General features: G+C 38.1%; 24 protein-coding genes. 11 read left to right on the top strand and 13 right to left on the bottom strand.

What is annotated here, in order from left to right; translation table 11 throughout:
* From EZY12_08245 to EZY12_08230, 4 genes are read right to left on the bottom strand one after another with little or no spacing between them, the layout of a single operon-like run.
* On the bottom strand, positions 1 to 897 hold the full coding sequence (locus EZY12_08245; protein QSX69580.1) for an Rpn family recombination-promoting nuclease/putative transposase: 897 nt from the start codon (positions 895 to 897) through the stop codon (positions 1 to 3).
* Positions 898 to 900: 3 nt separating this feature from the next.
* Positions 901 to 1,773: an Rpn family recombination-promoting nuclease/putative transposase gene (locus EZY12_08240; protein QSX69579.1), complete on the bottom strand. Its 873-nt coding sequence runs from the start codon at positions 1,771 to 1,773 to the stop codon at positions 901 to 903.
* A gap of 3 nt (positions 1,774 to 1,776) precedes the next feature.
* A complete protein-coding gene (locus EZY12_08235) occupies positions 1,777 to 2,661 on the bottom strand; it encodes an Rpn family recombination-promoting nuclease/putative transposase (protein QSX69578.1) in 885 nt (294 codons plus the stop codon).
* Between the two features lie 3 nt (positions 2,662 to 2,664).
* Complete coding sequence (locus tag EZY12_08230) at positions 2,665 to 3,525, bottom strand: Rpn family recombination-promoting nuclease/putative transposase (protein ID QSX69577.1); 861 nt, start codon at positions 3,523 to 3,525, stop codon at positions 2,665 to 2,667.
* Between the two features lie 182 nt (positions 3,526 to 3,707).
* Between EZY12_08230 and EZY12_08225 the strand changes: the two genes are divergently transcribed.
* The 7 genes from EZY12_08225 (at position 3,708) to EZY12_08195 (ending at position 11,091) form a co-directional block, all read left to right on the top strand.
* Complete coding sequence (locus tag EZY12_08225; protein QSX69576.1) at positions 3,708 to 4,127, top strand: BlaI/MecI/CopY family transcriptional regulator; 420 nt, start codon at positions 3,708 to 3,710, stop codon at positions 4,125 to 4,127.
* 4 nt (positions 4,128 to 4,131) lie between these two features.
* Positions 4,132 to 4,965, top strand: coding sequence for a M56 family metallopeptidase (locus tag EZY12_08220; protein ID QSX69575.1), 834 nt, complete (start codon positions 4,132 to 4,134; stop codon positions 4,963 to 4,965).
* Positions 4,966 to 5,229: 264 nt separating this feature from the next.
* The gene (gene modA / locus EZY12_08215) at positions 5,230 to 6,024 is read left to right on the top strand and encodes a molybdate ABC transporter substrate-binding protein (GenBank protein ID QSX70576.1); all 795 of its coding nucleotides are present in this window, start codon (positions 5,230 to 5,232) and stop codon (positions 6,022 to 6,024) included.
* Between the two features lie 121 nt (positions 6,025 to 6,145).
* On the top strand, positions 6,146 to 7,942 hold the full coding sequence (gene modB / locus EZY12_08210; protein ID QSX69574.1) for a molybdate ABC transporter permease subunit: 1,797 nt from the start codon (positions 6,146 to 6,148) through the stop codon (positions 7,940 to 7,942).
* A 175-nt stretch (positions 7,943 to 8,117) separates the two neighbouring features.
* Positions 8,118 to 8,810, top strand: coding sequence for a DUF305 domain-containing protein (locus EZY12_08205; GenBank protein ID QSX69573.1), 693 nt, complete (start codon positions 8,118 to 8,120; stop codon positions 8,808 to 8,810).
* A 156-nt stretch (positions 8,811 to 8,966) separates the two neighbouring features.
* A complete protein-coding gene (locus EZY12_08200; GenBank protein QSX69572.1) occupies positions 8,967 to 9,653 on the top strand; it encodes a response regulator transcription factor in 687 nt (228 codons plus the stop codon).
* 118 nt (positions 9,654 to 9,771) lie between these two features.
* Positions 9,772 to 11,091, top strand: coding sequence for a two-component sensor histidine kinase (locus EZY12_08195; GenBank protein QSX70575.1), 1,320 nt, complete (start codon positions 9,772 to 9,774; stop codon positions 11,089 to 11,091).
* On the opposite strand, the gene EZY12_08190 is transcribed toward EZY12_08195, so the two are convergent.
* The gene (locus EZY12_08190) at positions 11,051 to 12,355 is read right to left on the bottom strand and encodes a hypothetical protein (protein ID QSX69571.1); all 1,305 of its coding nucleotides are present in this window, start codon (positions 12,353 to 12,355) and stop codon (positions 11,051 to 11,053) included. The genes EZY12_08195 and EZY12_08190 overlap by 41 nt on opposite strands.
* The gene (locus tag EZY12_08185; GenBank protein ID QSX70574.1) at positions 12,352 to 13,443 is read right to left on the bottom strand and encodes a cysteine synthase family protein; all 1,092 of its coding nucleotides are present in this window, start codon (positions 13,441 to 13,443) and stop codon (positions 12,352 to 12,354) included. The genes EZY12_08190 and EZY12_08185 overlap by 4 nt, the downstream gene beginning before the upstream one ends.
* A 221-nt stretch (positions 13,444 to 13,664) precedes the next feature.
* On the opposite strand from EZY12_08185, the gene EZY12_08180 reads away from it, so the two are divergent.
* Positions 13,665 to 14,225, top strand: a complete 561-nt coding sequence (locus EZY12_08180; GenBank protein QSX69570.1) for a hypothetical protein — start codon at positions 13,665 to 13,667, stop codon at positions 14,223 to 14,225.
* A 56-nt stretch (positions 14,226 to 14,281) separates the two neighbouring features.
* Here the strand turns inward: EZY12_08180 and EZY12_08175 are convergent, their stop codons facing one another.
* Genes EZY12_08175 through EZY12_08165 form a run of 3 tightly spaced genes read right to left on the bottom strand, consistent with a single transcriptional unit; the run spans position 14,282 to position 15,689 of the window.
* Positions 14,282 to 14,956, bottom strand: coding sequence for an N-acetylmannosamine-6-phosphate 2-epimerase (locus EZY12_08175; GenBank protein ID QSX69569.1), 675 nt, complete (start codon positions 14,954 to 14,956; stop codon positions 14,282 to 14,284).
* 35 nt (positions 14,957 to 14,991) lie between these two features.
* On the bottom strand, positions 14,992 to 15,417 hold the full coding sequence (locus tag EZY12_08170; GenBank protein QSX69568.1) for a PIN domain-containing protein: 426 nt from the start codon (positions 15,415 to 15,417) through the stop codon (positions 14,992 to 14,994).
* Positions 15,414 to 15,689 carry a hypothetical protein gene (locus tag EZY12_08165; GenBank protein ID QSX69567.1) on the bottom strand — a complete coding sequence of 92 codons (276 nt, stop codon included), beginning with the start codon at positions 15,687 to 15,689 and terminating at the stop codon, positions 15,414 to 15,416. The genes EZY12_08170 and EZY12_08165 overlap by 4 nt, the downstream gene beginning before the upstream one ends.
* Before the next feature lie 161 nt (positions 15,690 to 15,850).
* On the opposite strand from EZY12_08165, the gene cobN reads away from it, so the two are divergent.
* Entirely contained in the window at positions 15,851 to 19,675 is a 3,825-nt protein-coding gene (gene cobN / locus EZY12_08160) for a cobaltochelatase subunit CobN (GenBank protein ID QSX69566.1), read from the top strand.
* 375 nt (positions 19,676 to 20,050) lie between these two features.
* Entirely contained in the window at positions 20,051 to 21,151 is a 1,101-nt protein-coding gene (locus EZY12_08155) for a peptidoglycan-binding protein (GenBank protein ID QSX69565.1), read from the top strand.
* A 137-nt stretch (positions 21,152 to 21,288) separates the two neighbouring features.
* On the opposite strand, the gene EZY12_08150 is transcribed toward EZY12_08155, so the two are convergent.
* Positions 21,289 to 21,744 (bottom strand): transcriptional repressor, encoded by a 456-nt coding sequence (locus EZY12_08150; GenBank protein ID QSX69564.1) that lies wholly within the window; start codon positions 21,742 to 21,744, stop codon positions 21,289 to 21,291.
* Between the two features lie 86 nt (positions 21,745 to 21,830).
* Between EZY12_08150 and EZY12_08145 the strand changes: the two genes are divergently transcribed.
* Positions 21,831 to 22,067: a hypothetical protein gene (locus tag EZY12_08145; protein QSX69563.1), complete on the top strand. Its 237-nt coding sequence runs from the start codon at positions 21,831 to 21,833 to the stop codon at positions 22,065 to 22,067.
* Here the strand turns inward: EZY12_08145 and sigC are convergent.
* The 3 genes from sigC to lipA form a co-directional block, all read right to left on the bottom strand.
* Positions 22,059 to 23,312, bottom strand: a complete 1,254-nt coding sequence (gene sigC / locus EZY12_08140) for an RNA polymerase sigma factor SigC (protein ID QSX69562.1) — start codon at positions 23,310 to 23,312, stop codon at positions 22,059 to 22,061. The two genes, EZY12_08145 and sigC, sit on opposite strands and share 9 nt — an antisense overlap.
* A gap of 649 nt (positions 23,313 to 23,961) precedes the next feature.
* The gene (locus EZY12_08135) at positions 23,962 to 24,927 is read right to left on the bottom strand and encodes an NAD(P)H-dependent glycerol-3-phosphate dehydrogenase (GenBank protein ID QSX69561.1); all 966 of its coding nucleotides are present in this window, start codon (positions 24,925 to 24,927) and stop codon (positions 23,962 to 23,964) included.
* Between the two features lie 70 nt (positions 24,928 to 24,997).
* The gene (lipA, locus tag EZY12_08130) at positions 24,998 to 25,867 is read right to left on the bottom strand and encodes a lipoyl synthase (GenBank protein ID QSX69560.1); all 870 of its coding nucleotides are present in this window, start codon (positions 25,865 to 25,867) and stop codon (positions 24,998 to 25,000) included.
* Positions 25,868 to 25,926 lie beyond the last annotated feature (59 nt).

Genomic DNA, 25,926 nt, shown 5'->3' with positions numbered 1-25,926 from the left:
CTATAATTCTGTGTGGGCTTTTAGCCATTGTTCCAGGTCGTTAATATCCACAAAATCTAATAATGCTTCTCCCAGGTCTTCTAGTTGCGCTATGGTGAGTTTGTTGATATTTCCGATGTAGCTATTGGTCAATTTCCCAAATCGCTTGGATAATATTCGCACCAGTAAGTTAATTGCTTCATCTTGTCTACCTTCTTGTCTACCTTCTTGTCTACCTTCTTGTCTACCTTCTTGTCTACCTTCCTGTTTACCTTCCTGCTTTGCTTCTTGATATACCCTAGTTTGTTTGATATCACTTACTAAAAACATCGCTTCAATCTCCTGACGGGTTAATTTTGAAAACTTCGATACCAAAACGCTTTCCAATAACTCTATAATACCTTGTTTTTCTGCAGAATTGGTAATCTCTGTTTTTGTTCTTTGCATCAGGTTTTGAACTAATTCTGGAGCTTTTGTTTCCTTACTCAGAATTAATTCAATTAATCCCATACCTATTGAACCTGGTGGGATTTCATCTAAATAAATGCGTTTGATACGACCACTATTAACTAATTCCTGTTGATAAGGAGTTAATACTTCTACATCTAAACTACCTTTAGCAAATAAAGCTATGGCTTGCCAATCTTGTTGAGGTTTATATTGATTGAGATAAATGTTTATTTCTGTAATTAATTCCCAGTAAAATTCTGGTTTGTTTTGAAATTGAACTTCTACAAAATAGATAGGCTTTTGCAAACTATCAGGCATGAAAATACCATCAAATCGAAAAGCTTTTTCTTTGACTTCAACGGAGGTAAAATTATAACCTTGAGCATTTTCTGTTGGTTGTCCGAGAAGTTCAAATAACAGAGTGTGGAAGGTGAGGAAGATTTGATAAAATATAGTGTCTGTGTGCATGAGCTATAATTCTGTGTGGGCTTTTAGCCATTGTTCCAGGTCGTTAATATCCACAAAATCTAATAATGCTTCTCCCAGGTCTTCTAGTTGCGCTATGGTGAGTTTGTTGATATTTTCGATGTAGCTATTGGTCAATTTCCCAAATCGCTTGGATAATATTCGCACCAGTAAGTTAATTGCTTCATCTTGTCTACCTTCTTGTCTACCTTCTTGTCTACCTTCCTGTTTACCTTCCTGCTTTGCTTCTTGATATACCCTAGTTTGTTTGATATCACTTACTAAAAACATCGCTTCAATCTCCTGACGAGTTAATTTTGAAAACTTCGACACCAAAACACTTTCCAGTAAATCTATAATACCTTGTCTTTCACTGTCGTTACCAATCTCTGTTTTTGTTCTTTGCATCAGGTTTTGAACTAATTCTGGAGCTTTTGTTTCCTTACTCAGAATTAATTCAATTAATCCCATACCTATTGAACCTGGTGGGATTTCATCTAAATAAATGCGTTTGATACGACCACTATTAACTAATTCTTGTTGATAAGGAGTTAATACTTCTACATCTAAACTACCTTTAGCAAATAAAGCTATGGCTTGCCAATCTTGTTGAGGTTTATATTGATTGAGATAAATGTTTATTTCTGTAATTAATTCCCAGTAAAATTCTGGTTTGTTTTGAAATTGAACTTCTACAAAATAGATAGGCTTTTGCAAACTATCAGGCATAAAAATACCATCAAATCGAAAAGCTTTTTCTTTGACTTCAACGGAGGTAAAATTATAACCTTGAGCATTTTCTGTTGGTTGTCCGAGAAGTTCAAATAACAGAGTGTGGAAGGTGAGGAAGATTTGATAAAATATAGTGTCTGTGTGCATGAGCTATAATTCTGTGTGGGCTTTTAGCCATTGTTCCAGGTCGTTAATATCCACAAAATCTAATAATACTTCTCCCAGGTCTTCTAGTTGCGCTATGGTGAGTTTGTTGATATTTTCGATGTAGCTATTGGTCAATTTCCCAAATCGCTTGGATAATATTCGCACCAGTAAGTTAATTGCTTCATCTTGTCTACCTTCTTGTCTACCTTCTTGTCTACCTTCTTGTCTACCTTCCTGTTTACCTTCCTGCTTTGCTTCTTGATATACCCTAGTTTGTTTGATATCACTTACTAAAAACATCGCTTCAATCTCCTGACGAGTTAATTTTGAAAACTTCGACACCAAAACGCTTTCCAATAACTCTATAATACCTTGTTTTTCTGCAGAATTGGTAATCTCTGTTTTTGTTCTTTGCATCAGGTTTTGAACTAATTCTGGAGCTTGAGTTTCTTTACTCAGAATTAATTCAATTAATCCCATACCTATTGAACCTGGTGGGATTTCATCTAAATAAATGCGTTTGATACGACCACTATTAACTAATTCCTGTTGATAAGGAGTTAATACTTCTACATCTAAACTACCTTTAGCAAATAAAGCTATGGCTTGCCAATCTTGTTGAGGTTTATATTGATTGAGATAAATGTTTATTTCTGTAATTAATTCCCAGTAAAATTCTGGTTTGTTTTGAAATTGAACTTCTACAAAATAGATAGGCTTTTGCAAACTATCAGGCATAAAAATACCATCAAATCGAAAAGCTTTTTCTTTGACTTCAACGGAGGTAAAATTATAACCTTGAGCATTTTCTGTTGGTTGTCCGAGAAGTTCAAATAACAGAGTGTGGAAGGTGAGGAAGATTTGATAAAATATAGTGTCTGTGTGCATGAGCTATAATTCTGTGTGGGCTTTTAGCCATTGTTCCAGGTCGTTAATATCCACAAAATCTAATAATGCTTCTCCCAGGTCTTCTAGTTGCGCTATGGTGAGTTTGTTGATATTTTCGATGTAGCTATGGGTCAATTTCCCAAATCGCTTGGATAATATTCGCACCAGTAAGTTAATTGCTTCATCTTGTCTACCTTCTTGTCTACCTTCCTGTTTACCTTCCTGCTTTGCTTCTTGATATACCCTAGTTTGTTTGATATCACTTACTAAAAACATCGCTTCAATCTCCTGACGGGTTAATTTTGAAAACTTCGATACCAAAACGCTTTCCAATAACTCTATAATACCTTGTTTTTCTGTAGAATTGGTAATCTCTGTTTTTGTTCTTTGCATCAGGTTTTGAACTAATTCTGGAGCTTGAGTTTCTTTACTCAGAATTAATTCAATTAATCCCATACCTATTGAACCTGGTGGGATTTCATCTAAATAAATGCGTTTGATACGACCACTATTAACTAATTCTTGTTGATAAGGAGTTAATACTTCTACATCTAAACTACGTTTAGCAAATAAAGCTATGGCTTGCCAATCTTGCGAGGGTTTATATTGATTGAGATAAATGTTTATTTCTGTAATTAATTCCCAGTAAAATTCTGGTTTGTTTTGAAATTGAACTTCTACAAAATAGATAGGCTTTTGCAAACTATCAGGCATAAAAATACCATCAAATCGAAAAGCTTTTTCTTTGACTTCAACGGAGGTAAAATTATAACCTTGAGCATTTTCTGTTGGTTGTCCGAGAAGTTCAAATAACAGAGTGTGGAAGGTGAGGAAGATTTGATAAAATATAGTGTCTGTGTGCATGAGCTATGATTTTGAATGGGCTTTTAGCCATTGTTCTCGGTCGTTAATGTCTGATAATAAGATTGTCACTAGAATACATTCTTATTTTTAAAGCATCTCCTCTTCAACTTTATAATCTCTTCGCGCCTTTGCGTGAGAAAAATGCGAAAATATAAAAGTATAACCACCCCTAAATCATCAACATGGCTCCCTTACCAGATTATCGTCCCAAACAAATGTCCGTCGGTCCCCTAGAAGCCGAAATCCTCAGCATTGTCTGGGAACTGAGTTCAGCAACAGTCAAAGATGTCCATGATCGCATTCTTGCTGATCCTAACCGCGAATTAGCTTATACTTCCGTTACCACCGTTCTCCGTCGGCTCACGGAAAAAGGTTGGTTAGCTTGTGATAAACAGGGAAAAGCCTTTTATTGGCGGCCTTTGCTCACTAAACAACAAGCAGATGTGATTAAAGCACATGATCAACTACAACGTTTTTTAGCAGTAGGAAATCCTGATGTAATTGCGGCATTTGCTGATAGTTTAGATCAAGCGGCTAGTGATCAAATAAGTGCGATCGCTAAACGCATTCAAGCCGCACGGGAAGCTAGAGGAGAAAAATAGAATTATGCATCTACTCATGATTTTTACCGCTGTAACCATCGCTTGCTGGTTACGATTCTCTGGCAGTATCCCCCAAGGAAATTGGCATTTACGATGGCAAAAAACACTATTTTTATTCCTCTTTCCCCCCTTACTCATATTCATGACAGTCACCTCTGTAGTATGCATGGGTACACAGGGAAAAATGGGCGGAATGTATACCGATTCTTCCAGCTATCTCCTAGCATTAATTTTCTTAGGATTTTTTAATATCTTAGGGATTAAACTCGCTTTTCAGGGCTGGAAATCAATCAAATCTGCCCGTGAATATCCCCAAATAAATCTAGCTGGTAAACAAGCCCGACTTCTACAAACAGAGGCTTTATTTGCCGGACAAATGGGTTTTTGGCAACCTGAGTTAGTCGTTAGTCAAGGACTATTACAAATCCTTTCTCCAGTCCATCTAGAAAGTGTTTTAGCACACGAACAAGGGCATTATCATTATAGGGATACATTCTGGTTTTTTTGGCTGGGTTGGATGCGTTCTTGCACCGCTTGGTTGCCAAATACAGAACCTTTATGGCAAGAATTGTTAGTTTTGCGAGAATTACGGGCTGATAGTTACGCTGCATCTCAAGTAGATCCTTTAGTATTAGCAGAATCTTTGCTTTTGGTAGTTAGTAACAACTCCATGACATCAGATATTTGCTGTGCTGCTTTGGGTACAGGCGATCGCTTGGAACAAAGAATAGAAGCTTTATTAACACCCTCTGAACCAATATCAGAAGCACAATTGGAATCTTGGCATATTTTTCTATTGGCGTTTCTACCCTTGATTACAGTCATATTTCATACTTAAATTATTTCTCCTTTTCCCTATTCTTTGGGGGGTAAGGAAAAAAGGTAGAAGTCCTATAAAATTTTAGAGCAGAATAGCTACCAATTAAGTTGGTAGCTATATTTTTGCTAAAAGTAACTTTAAATACAATTTAAATAGCATATCTAAGGTAAATCATTTAAATAGGTTCATTTTTGAATATAATTTACCAATTTTATTGGTAAAGATTATAGTAATCTTGGTGTCAATTCCATGAATAAAAATTTCTCTCAATCCAGTTTGCCAATCAAAAGAAGAAAATTACTAGTTTTAATAACTACGGCATTAGCAACTTTATTACTAGCAATTGGCTTACCAATCCTGACTTCTTCCCCTGTTGTAGCACAATCCAATACCAGCTTACTTGTATCCGCCGCTGCTAGTTTAAAAGAGGCACTAGAAGAAATTAAACCCCTCTACCAACAAAGTAAATCCAACGTCAATATTAGTTATAACTTTGGATCTTCTGGTGCATTACAGCAACAAATCGAACAAGGTGCGCCGGCGGATATTTTTATCTCTGCGGCTAAAAAACAAGTAGATGCTTTAGAACAAAAAGGACTTTTAGTTGCAGGAACTCGGAATATCATTGCTAAAAACAGGCTAGTTTTAGTAGTACCTAAAAATGTTGGGGGTATCACTAGTTTCTATAGCCTCAAAGATGCAAAAGTAAAAAAAATCGCTATTGGTGAACCGAGAAGTGTACCCGCAGGACAATACGCGCAACAAGTATTAGAAAAGCTGAAAATTTGGACAGAAGTTAAATCAAAACTGGTTTTTGCTAATAACGTGCGTCAAGTTTTAGCATCTGTAGAAAGTGGGAATGCTGATGCAGGTTTAGTTTATATAACTGATGCCAAAATCTCTAATCAGATAAAAGTCGTAGTTACAGCCGATGAAAAATACCACTCTCCTATTATTTATCCCTTAGCAGTTGTTAAACGCAGCAAAAATATTAATGCTGCTAAAGAATTCTCTCAATTTTTATCTAGTAATCAAGCTAAAGCTGTATTCAAGAAATATGGGTTTATTCTGCCTTAGCTATATGTGGAATTAAATTCTTTTTTCCAGCTTTAATATTCCTGCATAATTTACAAATGCAGGAATAAATTAGTTATTGTTAAATAGAAAATTCAGATTTATACCATTTATCTAAAAAACTATGGCAATTGATTTATCACCTCTTTGGATATCGTTGAAAACAGCTTTATTGGCAACGTTTATCACTTTCTTTTTGGGTATATCTGCCGCTTATTGGATGTTGGGATATCGTGGTAAAGGTAAATCTTTAATTGAGGGAATATTCGTTGCACCGTTGATTCTACCACCTACTGTGGTGGGATTTTTATTACTGCTATTTTTTGGCAAAAATGGTCCAGTTGGTAAACTGCTAGAACGATTTGATACGACAATTGTTTTTACTTGGTATGGTGCGGCGATCGCTGCTACAGTAGTTTCATTCCCATTAATGTACAAAACTGCATTGGGAGCTTTTAGTCAAATTGATGCCAATCTCCTGCGAGTAGCGAGAACTTTGGGTGCTAAAGAATTGACAATTTTTTGGCGGATTAGTTTACCCCTAGCATTTCCGGGAATTGTAGCTGCCACCACCTTAGCATTTGCGCGGGCGTTAGGTGAATTTGGGGCAACTTTAATGTTAGCAGGTAATATTCCTGGACAAACACAAACAATTCCCATGGCCATATATTTTGCTGTGGAAGCTGGAGCAATTAATGAAGCTTGGTTTTGGTCAATTACTATTATGATTATTTCCCTTTCAGGAATTATTCTAGCTAATTTTTGGCAAGAAGTTAAATATAAACCAAAATCAACAAAGACCAAAATCAGACAAATAGATTTAGCAAATAAATCTTCTTGTTTATTAATAGATTCCTGTCCATCTGGCTTATTTTTAAATATTGAAAAAAGATTAGCTAATTTTCATTTACAAGTGGGCTTTAATACTGATGATCAACCATTGGGATTATTGGGAGGTTCTGGGGCAGGAAAAAGTATGATCTTGCGTTGTATTTCGGGAATAGAAACACCAAATAAAGGACGAATAGTTTTAAATAATCGGGTGTTGTTTGACTCAGAAAAGAAAATTAATCTGCCTATTCATCAACGCCGAATTGGTTTTTTATTCCAAAACTATGCTTTATTTCCACATATTACTGTAGCGGAAAATATCGCTTTTGGTATACCCAAATCTGTAAATGTTAAAGAGGAAGTAGAAAAGCAATTAGTAGCTATGCACTTACAAGGATTTGGCGATCGCTATCCGCATCAACTTTCTGGGGGACAACAGCAACGGGTAGCATTAGCTAGGGCTTTGGCCAGCAAACCAGAAGCATTACTTTTAGATGAACCATTTTCCGCACTGGATACACATCTCCGCAGTCAATTAGAACAACAAGTTACAGAAATTCTCTGTGATTATTCCGGTGTAACTTTGTTTGTGACTCATAATATGGAAGAAGCCTATCGGCTATGTCCCAATCTGTTAGTATTAGAACAGGGAAAAGAAGCTCATCATGGTTCTAAATATGAGATTTTTCAACATCCTGCAAGTATGAATGTCGCTCAACTTACTGGTTGTAAAAACTTTTCTCGTGCTAATACCTTATCTCCCCAGCAGATAGAAGCAATTGATTGGGGTTGTACTCTGCAAGTGAGAGAAAAAATTCCTTCAGAATTATCTCATGTTGGTATTCGCGCTCATCATTTAATTTTCACCAAAGATCCTGATCAAGTAAATACCTTTCCCTGTTATTTAGTGCGTACCAGTGAAACACCGCACCGCATGACGGTATTTCTCAAACTACATTCTGCTGGCAATCATCCCCATGATTATCACTTACAAGGGGAAATTTATAAAGAAAAATGGGTAAATATTCAAGATCAACCTTTTCCTTGGTATGTGCAGTTAGAACCTTCGCGGTTACTATTAATGGAGTAAAAAACCATATTTTAACAATTCAAACCTAATATTAAGAAATATTAAGGTCACAGCCCATTTCATCTTGATTTCATATTTCCATGAAAAACTAGAATTATAGTTAAATAAGTAACTGCAATAGTTAGGTTTAATAAAGTTTTTTATTAGATATTCATACTCTCAAAAAGGTGAAATCATGAAAAGTAAAAATTTGATCTATGGGTTAATTGGGTTACTTGGTAGTAGTGCTGTTAGTGGCTTATTAATCATTAATAGTACACAAGCACAAACTCCCAATTCTGAACACAATTCTCATCATCCATCTCCAAAAACAAATCCTCCCCAAAAAGGGATGATGAGACATACAGATCAACATTTTATAGAAATGATGGTTCCCCATCATCAAAGTGCTATAGAAATGGCTGATCTAGCATTAAATCAAGCTAAACGTCCAGAAATTAAGAATCTAGCAATTGCGATTAAAAAAGACCAAAAACGCGAAATAGAGCAAATGCAAACTTGGTACAAAAAATGGTACAGAAAAGATGTACCTACCACAGCTATGACTCATGAAGGCATGATGTCAGGACAGGAAAATATGTGTCAAAAAATGAATCCAGACATGATGAAAATGCCCATGAATGGGAATATGAAGTGCATGAATATGGATTTAGAAACATTAAAAAATGCACCAGATTTTGACAAAGAATTTATCCGGCAGATGATTCCTCATCATCAAAGTGCTGTAAAGATGTCAGAGATGATTGCTAAAAAAACCACCAAACCAGAAATCCGTAATTTAGCTAAGTCTATTATTAAAAATCAAACTGCGGAAATAAAGCAGATGGAACAATGGTATCAGACTTGGTATAACTCGAAACCACTTTAGATTTTTGGTGGGCATTGCCCACTACAAATACAGCACTTCCTGCTGTTGTGAGGTATATCATAGCCCCCTCCTCGCTTGCGGGGAGGGGGTTGGGGGTGGGGTTCTTGTACCTCACTCAATAAAGAACCGCTGTATTTAATTTCCATATTAAAAAAAATGCGTTTATTATTAGTTGAAGATGAACATGATTTAGGAATTAGTATTCATAATGCTCTGACTAAACGTGATTATATAGTAGATTTAGTTGAAGATGGAGAAACGGCTTGGGATTATTTGAATACAGTACCATCAAGATATGAAATTGCCATTTTAGATTGGATGTTACCAACGTTGTCAGGATTGGAATTATGTAAAAGATTAAGAGCGCGGAAAAACTCATTACCAGTTATGCTATTAACAGCTAGAGATAGTATGAATGATCGTGTTACTGGTTTAGATGCGGGAGCAGATGATTATTTAGTTAAACCCTTTGGTATGGAAGAATTATTAGCAAGGGTAAGAGCCTTACAAAGGAGAGTACCAAATTTTCAACCACCACAATTAGAAGTTGGTGGTTTAATGTTAGATTATGGAAATTTTTCAGTTGTGAATTTAGAGTTAGAAAATTCTCCACCAATTATCCTCACAGCTAAAGAATTTCAACTTTTAGAATATTTTATGCAATATCCTCAACAAATATTAACCCATGAGCAAATTCGCGCCAGACTGTGGGATTTTGAAAGTGATACTGTGAGTAATGTTGTTGCTGCACAAGTGAGATTATTAAGACGCAAATTATCAGAATGTGGTTATCCTAAAACTATTGAAACTATTCGCGGTTTGGGTTATCGTTTTTGTGAATAATGCTGTTATTCACGCACTCTAACTCTACATAATTACTAATTAAATGAACCACGAAGACGCGTTAGCGAAGCGTTCCGCAGGACAGGACACGAAGGAAAGAAAGAGGAAGATAGGTAAGATACCTAATAATTCACTCTTCAATAATTCTCGTTTAAGGTTAGCAATTACCTATGGTGGTGTCATGGGTTTAACTTTATTAATATGTGGTTGTATTGCTCATCTTGTTATGGTAAAAGCTTTTACTCGCACAATTGATCGAGAATTAGAAATTTTTGGTAAGGTATTTGAGGATCAACTAAAATCAGAGTTAAAAATTCCTGGAGAGTTATCTATTAACACTCAAAAATCTTTACCAGGAATTTGTTTTAAAAAACAAAGTTGTTTACCAATCAAATCAGAGTCAGATTTACTGGGTTTATTAGCAGAAGGATATTATCTGAGATTTTTAACACCATCAGGAGAAGTAATTGCCGCAATTGGTAATCATCCAGATGAATTTCCTGATAATATTAACCTTCATTATTCTTATGATATCAAAAATCGCAATGGTGAACTATATCATTTACACTTAATGCCCTTGAAAATCAAAAATGGTCAATTGTGGGGCTATTTGCAAGTAGGGCGATCTATACAACAATTAAATGATTATATGAATAGTTTACATTGGTTATTAGGATTGGGTGTTCCCTGTTCTATGATCATTATTGGTAGTGCGGGTTGGTGGTTAGCAGGTTTAGCTATGCGGCCAATTGAAAAATCTTATGCACAATTACAAAAATTTACGGCTGATGCGGCACATGAATTAAGAACTCCTATTACGTCTTTACAAACAATTGTTGAAACAAATTCTATTCAACAAGAAACTAAACAAGCACTAGAAAGACAAATCAGAAGATTAGTCACATTAACCCAGGATTTATTATTACTATCTAGGTTAGAAAGTGGATTACAACAAGAAAAATGGCAAGAAATTTGTTTAAATGATTTAGTTGTAGATGTAGAAGAAGAATTAATCCCAATGGCTATGACTGCACAAGTTTTATTATCTAGTCATATTCCTGATCAAGCTTGTTTTTATATTCAAGGAAATGAAAATCAAATTTATCGGTTATTATTAAATTTAGTCAGCAATGGTATTAAATATACGCCCGTTAATGGGGAAGTTAAAATTAATCTCGTAACCAATGATCATCAGGGTATAATAACTATTAAAGATACAGGTTTTGGTATTCCTGCTGATGATATTCCCCACATTTTTGATCGTTTTTATCGAGTCAATACAGATCGTTCTCGAAATAGTGGCGGTTCGGGGTTAGGTTTAGCGATCGCTTTAGCTATTACCCAAACTCACAAAGGCAAATTAGAAGTACAAAGTCAGATTGATCATGGAAGTATATTTACGCTGATTTTGCCGCTCGTTTCCCCAGTAAACAGATAATTTCCACTAACATAGATGTAATCATAGCCATAGCGGCAGCAGTTGCCCCATTCATGCCTTTATTAATAGCTAAACTGGCAATTATTAATAAAGTTCCAGTTCCTAACCAGGTAGATAGATTGACGTGACCTGTACGATTTTCGCTGACTAAAAAACCCTGAGTTGCATTTTGTAAAGATACCAATAACGGCACAATTGTACAGATTAAAAGCACTGGTTTAATGCTGTTGGCTAAGGTAAGATCATTACCGATAAAACTTTGCACGATGCGATCGCCTATGGGTGTTACACTCATCAATAATAGTAAGGTAGAACAAGCTGCACCTACACTTACAGCAAAGATTAATAGTTGCTTATCGCTGACTTGATGACGATATTTAATCACCATTTGCTGTACCATGCGGGTAGAATTGGCTATTACTAGCACCAAACCCCACGCCGCAGACCAAGCAGCAATGGCAATTGTAGCATCTTGAGCGCGGGCAAGAATACTAATTAATATGGTTCTACCACCCCATACCACCATCATAGAATTAGCTAAGGGTAAATAGAATTTCCATACCTGTGCTAAATTGCTGGGTAAATTAGGTTGTGTGACTATTTCCGGTGGTAAAGTTGCACCTGAACGACGGGCAAAAATTGTGACAACTATTGCTTCAACAATCACACCACTCATCAGACCAAATCCAGCAACTATACCACCAGATATGTGTAATAAAAATCCGGCTGTGAGAACTACTGCTAATGTGAATAGTCTGCAAATACTAGCTTTAGCTAAAGCATGGGACTGACCATGATAAATTAATAATCCTTGAAAATAACGCCGCCAAGCGATCGCAAATGGCCAACCGCCCATAAGTAATAATACTTGACTGACTGTAGTTAACATTGCGGGTGGAATCCCCAACAGACTTACACCGACAAAGTTAAATATAATCGGTAGTCCCAATAAACTGAGTAAAAAAGTCAGTCCTCCACCTACTAATAATGTAAACCGCCATAATGCTTTCCGGGAATCGCCGGAAGCAGCTAAAGCATTAGCAGCGTGCAAAATCATAATAATCGGACTTTCAAAAAATATTGCTAAAGATTTAGCAATACCTACCGCTGCTATATTAATTTGAGCAGATGGAAGATAAGCTAATGTAGTGGTCAGCATTGGATCACCACAAGCCATAGTCACATCACTAAGGGATAAAGGCAGAAATTCCCGCCATAATGTCCCTAAATTAACTGCTTGAGATTGGTTTTCTGGTAATTTCACTCTTGACTCCTACCGACAATATTCAATGGTACAGGTAGCAGGTTAGCAATTGCTTCTGTGAGATGTGAATTTTGGAGGATGTCAATATTTTGTGCAGTTAACCAATCGGTGTTGTAAACTGTTTCTAAATATCTATCTCCCCTGTCAGGATTAAGTAGTAACATAGTTTGAGGTTTAGTAAATCTTTGGGCATCTGCTAAAGCGGCGGCGACAATTGCACCAGTGGAAGCACCTAAAAGCATTCCTTCCTGTTTAGCCAAAGCGTGACACACGGAAAACGCCAAACTATCATTAATGCTGTAAGCTGCATCTACCATGTGTGGGTCAAAATTGGGGGGAACGAAGGATAAACCCAGTCCAGTCATCTTATAGGGGTGTCTGGGTGTACCAAAAATAGCCGATCCAGCCACATCTACACCAATAATTCTAGTTTGGGGATAATATTTTTTAAAGTAGCGACTAATACCCCCTAATTGTCCAGCCGTACTGACTCCAATGGCAATAGCGTCCGGCGCACCACCAAAAGCCGTTTCAATCTCCCGCGCAGTCCACAAAGCGTGAGCATCAGTATTGCTAGGATTTTTATGTTGACAGGGATACCAACCACCAGGGATATTTGCGGCTAATTCCTGAGCTTTTACCATCCTTGCTACCTGCATCGAACCTTGAGCATCAGCCGCGCTCAAAGGAACTTCTACCAGTTCTGCACCATAAGCAGTCAACATTCTTCCCATGGTTACAGGAGTTTTCGCATCAATGACAATCATTACTCTGTAACCCTTTGTTGCACCCACAATTGCTAACCCAATCCCAAAGTTACCAGAACTAGATTCCACAATCGTACCACCGGGCAACAATAAACCTTGTTTTTCGGCTTCATTTACCAGATAAGCGGCATTTTTTTCTTTAATGCTACCACCAGGATTACAAGATTCTAGTTTTAAATATAAATGATGATGTTGACAAATTGGATGAATTCGATTTAATCGGACAATGGGAACATTCCCTAATGCTTCTGTCACCGTTTCCAATAAAAGTGATGATGGTAAACTAGTTTTAAATTTTGGTTCTGGAGAGTAAGTAAGCATCATTATTATTATTAGCTAAATACTGTTCATCTCTCAAGATGCCAACCCTAGATGAAATAAAGATGAAATCAGTCTAACTTTCTGATATACTCCCTTTCTAGTATAAAATTACCTATCTTCTTCCTTCTTCCATCTTCCTTCGTGTTCTTCGTTCCTTCGTGGTTCATTTACATTTAATATTTTCGTTTAGAATAAGAAAGAAAAAACCTAAAAATTGAGCCGTGACAGCAAACTCCACCGATATCTCAACTTCTGTCTTTCGACTGTCTCCCTTGATTAGAATTACTCTGTTAACTCTATATGTAGCTTTGACAGTCCCCTTACCATTTTTGGCAGAATTTACCAAAGCACCCACACCACCCGCATTATTATGGATAGGAATTAGTATTGGTTTTGTGGGATTATACGCGGTGTTGACTGAAAGAGTAATTGTAGATAACCAAGGAATTCAGATTACTTACTCAGTTTGGGTTCCCCGCTTTTTCCGCAAAGGTTGGTCTTTATCTTGGTCAGATGTCAAAAGTTTAAAACCCCGCACGACTGGTCAAGGGGGGATAGTGTATTATTTCGTCAGTCACGACGGAAATGCCTATTTACTCCCCATGCGTATGGCTGGTTTTAATAGGTTTGTAAATTACGTACAAGCAAAAACAGGAATTGATACAACAGATGTCTTTCCTTTGGCACAACCTTGGATGTATGTGATTTTATTTTGTTGTACTCTATTACTCTTGCTGGTAGATGCTTGGACTATAAATACAGCAATTATTGGTAATTTGTAATCCACCAAAGTAATTTTGTTTATTGTGGGGTGGGCTTCTAGCCTGCCCATATTATATTAATTATGCTTACTTAATGCCGAATCATAAGCTTTAACTAACAAATCAATTCCCGTAATTGCTCCACCAACAACAACAGCATCAGCACCTAAATCTAAGGCTTTTTTAGCCATTTCTGGGGAAGAAATACCCCCTTCACAAATCACAAAAGTATCAAGATTTTCGATGATTTGGGTGAGTAATTCCCAACCCGGAGGAGAAAATTTTTGAGTTGACCCAGTGTAACCAAATAAAGTAGTTCCTACAATATCTACACCTAAACTAACCGCCAATTGTGCAGCTTCATAAGTATCTACATCTGCCATAACTGGCTTGTTTAATTGTTGATGAATTAGGGTAATAATATCTGCTAACTGTTCATTACAGGGACGATTTCTAATAGTAGCATCTATAGCAATAATATCTGCACCTGCCTCAGCCACAGCCACAGCATGATGAAACTGTGGTGTAATGTAAACATCAGAACCAGTTATTATTTGTTTCCACAGTCCAATAATCGGAACTTGGACTTTTTTCCGCACAGCTTGGATATGAATGGGCGTATCAATTCTCACAGCTACAGCCCCATTATTAACTGCGGCTTGTGCCATTGCAGCAATTATATAAGGATCATGTAATGGAGAATTTACAGGCGCTTGACAGGAAACAATTAATCCTTTTGGTAAATTAGTCATGTTTGATATCCTCTAAAAGTTGTAATGAAATACTGTCAGTTATCCTTTATTTCTTGAATAATTCTTAATAATTCAGTTGGACTATAAATAGGCAAACTAGCAGTTTTAAAATCCTTGCTATTTCGAGTTACAAAACCATCAACACCCGCATAAATGCCTGAATGATATAAAACAACATCCTCAAAATCAGAAAAATCTGAATTTATCGCCGCTTTCAATATCACATCATTAACCTCTGCAATCGCAAATAAATTAAGCAATTTATTAATAGAAACCTTGGCTGACTGCTTTCCTATTGATTTAGTTAATAAATAATCAATCGTAGTTATTGTTGTCGCACAAAGATAACCCTGAATAATTTGCTTCTCAACAGCATTAAATAAATTAATAGAGAAACTAACGAAAGGCTCACGCTCTAGCAAAATATCAAGAACAATATTTGTATCAAATACAATTTTCAAAGATACTTCTCCTCTAAATGTTTTTTATAGTCTGCTACATCAACATGAGAACCTTTCAATATACCAACTAGAGATCGCGTAATTGGCAAAATTTCATCATTGCTAGTTTGGTGTAACAATTCTCTCTGTTCAACTAATAAATCATGGGTGGCTCGTCTGCTTTGTTCTTCTAATAATATTTTTTCCACAGCTTTCTGTACTAATAGCTGCATATCAGGCATTTCCAAAAGTTGTTTTCCCAACTCATCAGGTAACTCAATTTTAACTTGCATAAAATCCTCCATTAAAACGGCGGTTTAATTCTTAATTCTTCACAGAATAATGAAATTATAGCATCTGTGACCTGACAATAAATTTATTTATTGCCTCATTTAATGCTAACGTAAAAAAGCCAAAGTTTTAAACTGAAAATTTCCATTATTAATTACTAATTATGCACCGAATCAGTGCCACACCAGGCGGATTGAATCAGTCAGAAGGTTTATTTTTTCTTGAGCAAACTCCTGCCCCTTTCATATTGATTACAGCAGCAGATACTGATATTCAAACCCTAGCGGCTGTAGTTCCCAAATTACCTAACCAATTCCCTGAATTAAGAGTAGCTAATCTGCTACAACTACAGCAACAAATAAGTATAGATGATTATGCTGAAAAAGTTTTAGAATCTGCTCAAGTAATTGTGCTTCGTCTCATAGGAGGAAGTTCCTACTGGGCTTATGGCTTAGAAGTTGTCCAAGAAATTGGACAACGTAATGGCACAACCTTGATTGTTATGCCAGGAGATGATGGACTTGATCTTGATTTAATCTCTAAATCTACACTTTCTCCAGAAATTGTTAAAAAAATTTGGCAATACTTTCAACAAGGTGGCGTAGAAAATTTCCTCAACGCGTTGCAATTTATTACTGATACATCCCTATTAACAGCGTTCAATCCCCCACCACCACAATCAGTTCCCCGTGTAGGATTGTATGAATGGAAGGAGGAGGTAGGGGCGCAGGTCCTGCGCCCAGTCAGGAGTCAGGAGTCAGAAAGAAGGAGTTATTTCTCACCTGTTTCTCCTCAGCCCAAAATTGGAATTTTATTTTATCGCGCTCATTATTTATCAGGAAATACTAAAGTTATTGATGCTTTATGTACAGCTTTAATAGAGAAAAATTTACAACCTGTGCCTGTTTTTGTTTCTTCATTACGGGAACCTGGGGTTACTGAAAAACTGTATGAATTGTTTGCAGCTAAAGATGATCATCATCTTAGTTTATTGATGAATACCACCAGTTTTTCCCTAGCAAGTTTAGAAACAGAAACACCACAAACTGAAATTTGGGAAAAGTTAAATGTTCCTGTTTTGCAAGTAATTCTTTGTGCCAGTTCTGTTGAACAATGGGAATCACAATTAGAAGGTTTAACACCCCGTGACATGGCGATAAACGTGGCATTACCAGAAGTAGACGGGCGAATTATTAGCCGGGCTGTGTCCTTCAAAACTTTGCAAACTCGTAATAATAAACTAGAAACCGATGTGGTAGTTTATGAACCAGTGAGCGATCGCATTGAATTCGTTACCCACCTGGCTGCAAACTGGGTACGATTGCGGGTAAAACCGCCCCAAGAACGCCGCATAGCTCTAATTTTAGCAAATTACCCCAATACCAACGGCCGCCTTGCCAACGGCGTAGGACTGGACACTCCAGCCAGTTGTGTAGAAATTCTCAAAGCTTTAAAATTAGCAGGTTATCAACTAGAAAATATTCCCGAAACTGGAGACGAATTAATTCAAATTCTCACATCTAGCATTACCAATGATCCAGAAGGCAGAGACTGGAAACCAATCCAGCAAAGTTTATCAATAGAAGCATATCAAAAATATTTTTCTACCTTACCCGAAATAATACAAAAAGAAATTATTGCCCGTTGGGGTGAACCAAATTCAATTCAAAATTTGCCAATTGCCGGAATTCAATTTGGTAACATTTTTGTAGGAATTCAACCATCAAGAGGTTACGATCTTGACCCTAGTTTAAATTATCATGCGCCAGATTTAGAACCCACACATAATTATTTAGCCTTTTATCATTGGGTGCGCGAATCTTTTGCTACTGATGCCATAGTTCATGTGGGCAAACATGGTAATTTAGAATGGCTACCGGGAAAAAGTGTCGCTTTATCTAATACTTGTTATCCAGAAATTGCCTTTGGACCAATGCCCCATTTATATCCATTTATTGTTAATGATCCCGGTGAAGGTTCACAGGCAAAAAGACGCGCCCAAGCTGTAATTATTGATCATTTAACACCACCAATGACCCGCGCTCAATTATATGGAGGATTGCAACAAGTAGAAAACCTCATTGATGAATATTACGAAGCCGAAAGTTTAGACCCTTCCAGATTACCAACAATACGCGATCGCATTCAAGAACTCGTCATCAAAGAAAACCTCTATAAAGATTTAGGAATTACAGATAAAAAAGACATTGAAAACTTTGAAACCTTAATCTTAAATTCCCTAGACGGTTACTTGTGCGAACTCAAAGAAGCCCAAATCCGCGACGGCTTACACATATTTGGTCAATGTCCCCAAGGAACGCAACTACGAGACTTAATAATTGCGATCGCTCGCATCCCCAACCGCTATTCCTCCGGCATCACTCGCGCCATAGCCCAACAATGGAACTTAGACATAGATCCCCTCACAGATGACCTTTCCACCCCCCTCTCTGCGCCTGAGCGCCTTTGCGTGAGACTTAACTCTTGTCGCATTATCGGTGATGTTGTCGAACTCCTAGAAACAGAAGCCGCCCACTTAGTAGAAAAAATTATTGAGGAGTCAGGAGTCAGGAGTCAGGAGTCAAGAGAAAATTACCAATTACCAATTACCCAAACCCTTAACTGGATACAAGAAAAACTCCTCCCAGCCCTGCAAAAAACCAGTGAAGAAACCACCAACCTATTACGGGGACTTGATGGCAAATACGTTCCCAGTGGTGCTTCTGGCGCACCCACCCGCGGACGCCCCGAAGTCCTACCCACAGGTAAAAACTTTTACGCCGTTGATATTCGTGCCATTCCCACAGAAACCGCCTGGGATATCGGCAGAAAAGCCGCCGAAACCCTAATTGAAACCTACACCCAAGAACACGGAGAATATCCCAAGACCCTCGGTTTATCCGTGTGGGGGACAGCTACCATGCGGACTGGTGGTGATGATATAGCTGAAGCATTAGCCTTACTCGGTGTTCAACCTGTGTGGGATGGTGCAGCGCGACGAGTCGTAGATTTTGAAATTTTACCCTTATCCATTATCGGTCGTCCCCGTGTAGATGTCACTTTGAGAATTTCCGGTTTTTTCCGAGATGCTTTCCCTAATTTAATCAGTTTATTTGATCAAGCCGTGAAAGCAGTCTCCTCCTTAGATGAACCAGCAGATCAAAATCCCCTTGCAGATACAGTTCGCCAAGAAACTGCACAATGGACTCAAGAGGGTTTATCCTTAGAAGCAGCAGCCGAGCGATCGCAATATCGCGTTTTTGGCTCTAAACCAGGGGCTTATGGTGCAGGACTCCAAGGCTTAATTGCTTCCCAAAACTGGGAAGATGACCAGGATTTAGCCCAAGCTTACATCAACTGGAGTGCTTACGCTTATTCTGGGGAAACAGGGAACAGGGAACTCTTAACTGGGAACAGTAATATTGAAGCTCTTGAGCAACGCTTGAAGCAAATGCAAATCGTGCTGCATAATCAAGATAACCGAGAACATGATTTACTCGACTCCGATGATTATTATCAATTTCAGGGTGGTTTAACCGCAGCCGTGCGTTCTCTTCAAGGTAAAAATCCTGAAATCTACTTTGGTGATAATTCCAATACACAAGCCCCTAAAGTCCGTCAACTTAGTTCAGAAATTGCCAGAGTTTATCGTTCCCGCGTAGTTAATCCTAAATGGATAGCTGGAGTTATGCGTCATGGTTATAAAGGTGCATTTGAAATGGCTGCAACGGTAGATTTTCTCTTCGCTTACGATGCTACCGCCCAATGTGTCGAAGATTATATGTATCAAGGAGTCGTCGAGGCATACTTAGAAAATACCACCGTTTGTGAATTTATCCAAAACAAAAATCCCTGGGCATTGCGCGATATTGCCGAAAGACTACTAGAAGCAAACCAGCGCGGATTATGGCAAGATGCAAATATACAAACCCTAGAAAATCTCCGCAATTTAGTCCATCAAGCAGAAGCAACTATCGAAGAAACATAATTATATAGGAGTAGGGGCAATCCCCTGACAGGTGTAGGTTTTTTACAATTGGGTGAGGACAGGACTTGGAAGACAAGGCAGACAAGGTGACAAGGGAGGAAAACCGGACAAGAAATGGATGATTGGTCATAAAACAAACCATAAATTGGGTATTTTATGGATAAAATCTTCCTTGTCTACTATCCCTCCTTGTCTTCCTGGTCTTGCCTTTACAGAGAATATTAAAAACCTACACCTGTCAGGTAGGGGCAATCCCCCCGTGGTTGCCCCTCTTGTGGAGTCAGGAGAATAAACAAGAAAGAAGAAAGTTTTCCCTGTTACCTCTCTCCACGAGTGAATTTAATTTTGTCTAACTACTTAATTTAGGAAACGGATATGGAAAACCTTGCGTATTTACATTTAGCTTTCGCCAACGAAGACGAAGAAACTACTGAGTTAATATCCCTCAGTTCTTTATTGAAAAAAGCAGCCGCACCAAATTGGCAACTCTTTTCTAGCAATGCGTGGAAATATATGATTCCCCTTGCTCTGACTATATCTATTTTGAATAATGTTAGTAGTGTTTTTGCCCTAGAAAAAGTTAATCAAAGTGCTGCTGTCAAAAATCTTGAACAAAATTGGATATCTCAGATTACAACTGAAAATAACGGTGATTCTGTCAACAATCTAGAACAAAATTTGACATCTCAGATTACAGCCAAAAATAACGGTGATTCTGTCAACAATGTAGAACAAAATTCGACATCTCAGATGGAAATAACCAATGACCAAATTATTAGTACAGCCCCGATAACCCCCAGGACCCCAAATAATATTATTTCCGTTAGCAACAAGCGTAAAAACCCCAATCTCTTTGTTAAAGGTGATGAAGGTGCAGATGTCAAAGTTTTACAAGAACGTTTGAAAATCGCTGGTTTTTATTATGGCAATTCCACAGGGATTTTTGGGCCAATTACTCAAGAAGCTGTAAAACGATTTCAAAAAGCTTATAACCTCACCGTTGATGGTGTTGTTGGTAAATCCACATTAGCTAAATTACCAGCAGTGAATGATGAAAATGAAATAACTACTACTTCTCAAAAATCAGATAATCGAGATATACTTAGTTTAGGCGATCGCGGTGAAGCAGTTAGAGTCCTGCAAGAACACTTAATTAAAGCCGGATTTTTGCAAAATCAACCCAATGGTTACTACGGTTCTAACACAGTTGATGCCGTAAATCGCTTTCAAAAACAGCATCAACTAGAAACTAACGGCATGGCTGGACAAACTACCCGCGCTAAGTTATATAGTTTAGTTAAAAATTCTGCCAAAAGTGATTTTACTACTTTAGAAATCCAAAGACGACTACAAGAAAAAGGTTTCTATAAAGGTCAAATCAACGGCATGATGGCATCTGATACCAAAAAAGCAATTAGTCGCGCTCAAGAATTTTATGGTATCAGTCTTAAGGATGTTAAAAGCGGAAGTTTTTAATTCCCGCTTTCTCAATGTACTCAGATTCCCCCACCACTTGGTTCATCCTCCAAAATTGCAGATGTCTATCCCTGTAATCCAAAGTTCTTAGTTATCTAAATTGAGGCTGGTAATTGCTAATTATCCATCATCAATTGCTAAAGTGGCATCAACGCCCTTTGACACTGGGGACACACAGCATGAATTGTCATTTGACAATCTAATAAATGAAACCCTTCTTTTTGCGCTGTTTTTCCGCCAATCTTTAAAATTGAGTCATTTTTAAACTCAATAGTCGAGTTACAGCGGACACAAATTAGGTGATGGTGGTGATGGGGATAAGGCTGATTAATTTCATAATGTTTATGCCCTTCACCCAATTCTAACTCCCGCAAAATACCCATTCTCGCCATTAACTTCAAAGTGCGATAGATAGTTGACAAACTAATCCCTTCACTATCAGTTTCTAAGCGATGATACAAATCCTCTGCGCTTAAATGCTCACCCTGGGGGAGTTCTTGAAAAATATGAAGAATTGTTTCGCGCTGTGGAGTTAAACGCCAGCCACGGTCGTTTAATTCCGCCTTAAGTGAACCAGTTGTGTAGACAGTCATACTAAATTTTCTCAACAAAGCTGATTAATTGAGAATATAACAAACATTGGGCTTGATTTGCAACAATCACTGCTTATTGAGAATATTTGCTGATTGTCAGTTGTCAGTTGTCAGTTGTCAGTTGTCAGTTGTCGGTTGTCGGTTGTCAGTTGTCAGTTGTCAGTTGTCAGTTGTCAGTTGTCGGTTTATTACCTATTACCTATTACCTATTACCTATTACCTATTACCTATTACCTATTACCTATTACCTATTACCTATTACCTATTACCTATTACCTATTACCTATTACCCATTACCCATTACCTATTACCTTCTAAGTTAAAGACTCTAGATAGTCGCGGATAAGGTTACGGCGTTTGGGTTGGCGGAGTTTTTGCAAAGCCTTTGATTCAATTTGTCTAACTCTTTCCCGTGATAGGTCTAGGGCGCGGCCAATTTCTGCTAAGGAGTAAGCATGACCATCGGATAAGCCAAAGCGCATTAAAATAACATCACGTTCCCGGCTGGTTAAATCATCTAAGAGACTATGCAAATCTTTATGTAAAGATTCCCGCATTAACATCTCCTCAGGCGTAATAGTATCAGTCTCTAGCAATTCTCCTAATTCAGTATCTTTATCTTTTCCAACCTTGGTTTCCAAGGACACAGACCGAGGAACTCTTAACAACACTTCCCGTACTTGGATAGCTGTCATATCTAACTCAATGGCTAGGTCTTCTAAAGTCGGAGTGCGACCTTTTTCTTGGGCAATTTTCCGTTGCGCCTTTTTAATTTTGTTGAGCTTTTCGGTAATATGGACAGGAAGACGAATAGTCCGGCTAGAAGTAGCGATCGCCCGCGTAATACCTTGACGAATCCACCAGTAAGCATAGGTACTAAAACGATAACCTTTTGTGGGGTCAAACTTCTCAACTGCTCGTTCTAAACCTAAAGTCCCTTCTTGGACTAAATCTAGCAATTCCAAGCCACGATTTTGGTATTTCTTAGCGACAGATACCACCAAACGCAAATTCGCTTTAATCATGTGCGATTTGGCTTGCAGTCCTTGAGTTTGAACTTGCTCTAGCTCTTCTACTGTTAAATTAGCAATTTCTGCCCAGCGTCTTTTCCCATTGGCTAAAGTTGGTTTAAGATCAGGTAAATTTATCCCCGCAGTGGTCGCCCACCGTTCTAAAGAAGGGCGGTGTCCTAGTTCAGCCTTTAAACGCTCCTGTACCTCCATTAACCGTGAATAGGGGACAATTACATCATCTTCCTCAGTGGCAGCAGCACTAAGTAATAATCGCAGTTTTAAGTAGCGCTGTACTTTCTGTGCTTCGGCAACTTCTTCATCTCGTCCTAATAAACGGACTCTGCCAATTTCTTGCAGATAGAGACGCACTAAGTCTGTACTCCGTCGGGTAGTTTGCGCGGCTAAAGCTAAATCAGATTCAACAGCAGCCATGTCTAAATCCGGCAAATCATCTGCGGATAGATCATGTTCATCATTATTGATTTCAATATCCAAAGGTGTCCGAGGATTTTGCCCGTCGTGGGCAGCATTTTTATAAAAAGATGTTGCTGGCATGATGTCTCAAATTGCTCCAGGTAACAATAGATTACGGTCAGCTAAAATTACGGTCAGCTAATTAACTGTTGCTATTGTTCCCGTAATTCGTCATGAAATATCACTGTTTAGGTTTTGGTGTACAATTCTTTGCAAAACTTTGTCCTAGTCTAAACAAGATCAGAGATAAACAATACCTTAGCCATTATTTGTCGGTTGGGTTGAGCGAAGGCAAACCCAACCTATGAATCAAGGATTTTTTTGATTTGGCGAAGGTATTGAGATAAGAAAACTTAATTTATCAGCTTTTGGACTTTTTTAACTGGATAGTTATTTTCGCCACAGTGTACTAGTTTTAAAAGAATACATTTTAAATGAGTTGTTTGTTGCTAGTAGCTATGTGATTAGACAGATAGCTATGCAAATCTTTAGTCAGATTTTCAATTAGGATTTACCTGGTCAACAATACCATTGTTAGGGATATTGACGGTTATTTTTTTAACTGGTTATAAACAAACTTCTAGTTATGATGATGTTTATAAACTACATAGTCATATTTACATCACTCAAAAAGTGATTTCCTGACAATTTGACAAATTTTTTCTAGGGATTTTGCGGTAGTCATTTATTTTTAATTGGACACCTTACCCTGTCAGCATTTCTCCCCTACTTACCATATTTGTTCTGTCGGAAAATTATCAAATTCAGATTTAATATCTCGTAACATCAGTTTATCTAACGCTTGTCTAGGTGTAATATCTCCCTCAAGTAGTTGATATAGTTGCTCGGTAATGGGAATAGCAATACTCCGTTGTTGGGCAATTTCCATTAATACCCGACAAGTGTTCACACCTTCGGCTGTGCCTGGAAGATTTGCTAGAACTCCTGGCAGCGTTTTTCCATTGGCTAACTGATAACCAACTTGATAATTGCGACTTAAGGGGCTGTTACAGGTTGCCAATAAATCCCCTAGACCGGATAAACCATAAAATGTTTCCGTTTTCGCGCCTAAAGTATTTCCTATTCGCACCATTTCAGTTAACCCACGGGTGACTAAGGCGGCTTTAGCATTTGTTCCCAAGTGTAGTCCATCACATACACCCGCCGCGATCGCTATCACATTTTTAAGTGTTCCCCCTAATTCTACGCCCACAGGGTCAGGGTTAGTATAGACACGAAAGCGACTAGAGGAAAATACCAGTTGGACAGTTTGGGCCGCATTGGTGTTTTTACTCGCTACTACTGTTGCTGCTGGTAATTCCTGGGCAATTTCCTGGGATAAATTCGGACCAGATAACACAACAATGGGAGAATTAGGAAAAGCAGCTTGCCAAATTTGCGAAGGTGTGTATGTAGTGTGTGGTTCTAGTCCCTTAGTTGCGGTAACAAAGATTGTTTGTGGAGATAGGGGCAAAGATTTTACCATAGAGGCTACATCTCTTACCCCTTTCATAGAAATAGCCGACAAGACTATTTGGGCATTTTCCAATCCTTTTTCTAAAGATTGTGATCCCTGACGTGACCATAAATGCACCTGATGACCATTAATTGCTGCTAATTTGGCCAGGGCTGTACCCCAAGCACCTGCACCAAGAATGACAACTGATTTTGAGTTTTGAATTTGAGAATTAGTCATTGGTAACAGGAAACGGAGGAACAACTAACCACTGACAACTGACAACTGACAACTGACCACTGACCACTAACTATCTGGGGTAACGTTTCATTAATTCTCTGACTTGTTCTGCATGATATGAGCTTCTTGTTAAGGGTGAAGAAACAACTTGTAAAAATCCTAGTTCTTCCCCAAAAGTTTGCCAAGCTGCAAATTGGGCTGGTGTGATAAAGTCTGATACTTGTAAGTGTTTTTGACTGGGTTGGAGGTATTGCCCAATTGTCAAAATATCACAATCTACTCCTCGCAGGTCTTCCATGACTTGGCGAATTTCTGCATCTGTTTCACCTAAGCCTACCATGATACCGGATTTGGTGTAAGTGCTGGGGGAAATTTGGCGCGAGCGTTGTAATAATTCCATTGTTCGCTCATAATTCCCCTGGGGGCGTACACGGCGATACAAGCGGGCAATGGTTTCTGTGTTGTGGTTAATTACTTCTGGTTTAGCTTGGAGAATTATTTCTAAAGCTTGCCAATTACCGCATAAGTCGGGGATTAATACTTCAATGGTAGTCTGAGGTGAAACTTCATGAATAGCATTAATACAATGGACAAACTGAGATGCACCACCATCAGGTAAATCATCTCGGTTAACGGAAGTGATCACGACGTGATTAAGCTGCATTCGTCGCACTGCTTCTGCTAGTCGTGTGGGTTCGGTGGGATCTAATGCTTGGGGTTTCTTTTCAAAGTCAATATCACAGTAAGGACAAGCCCTGGTGCAAGCTGGCCCCATAATCAAAAATGTGGCAGTACCCGCGTTGAAGCATTCCCCAATATTGGGACAGGAAGCCTCTTCGCAAACGGTATTCAGGGCTAAATCCCGCAAAATTTCTTTAACGTTACCAACACGCTCCCATTGAGGCGCTTTTACCCGCAACCAGTCTGGTTTTACAGTCACAGTCTACTTTTACCATTTTAGTTATACAAGTTTAATGGTAGCAAGCAAAGACCTCTCTG

The sequence above is a fragment of the Dolichospermum sp. DET69 genome (assembly GCA_017355425.1).
Lineage (GTDB): Bacteria > Cyanobacteriota > Cyanobacteriia > Cyanobacteriales > Nostocaceae > Dolichospermum.
The sequence above is the reverse complement of the archived record's forward strand: the minus strand, read 5'-3'. Positions and strand labels throughout refer to the sequence as shown.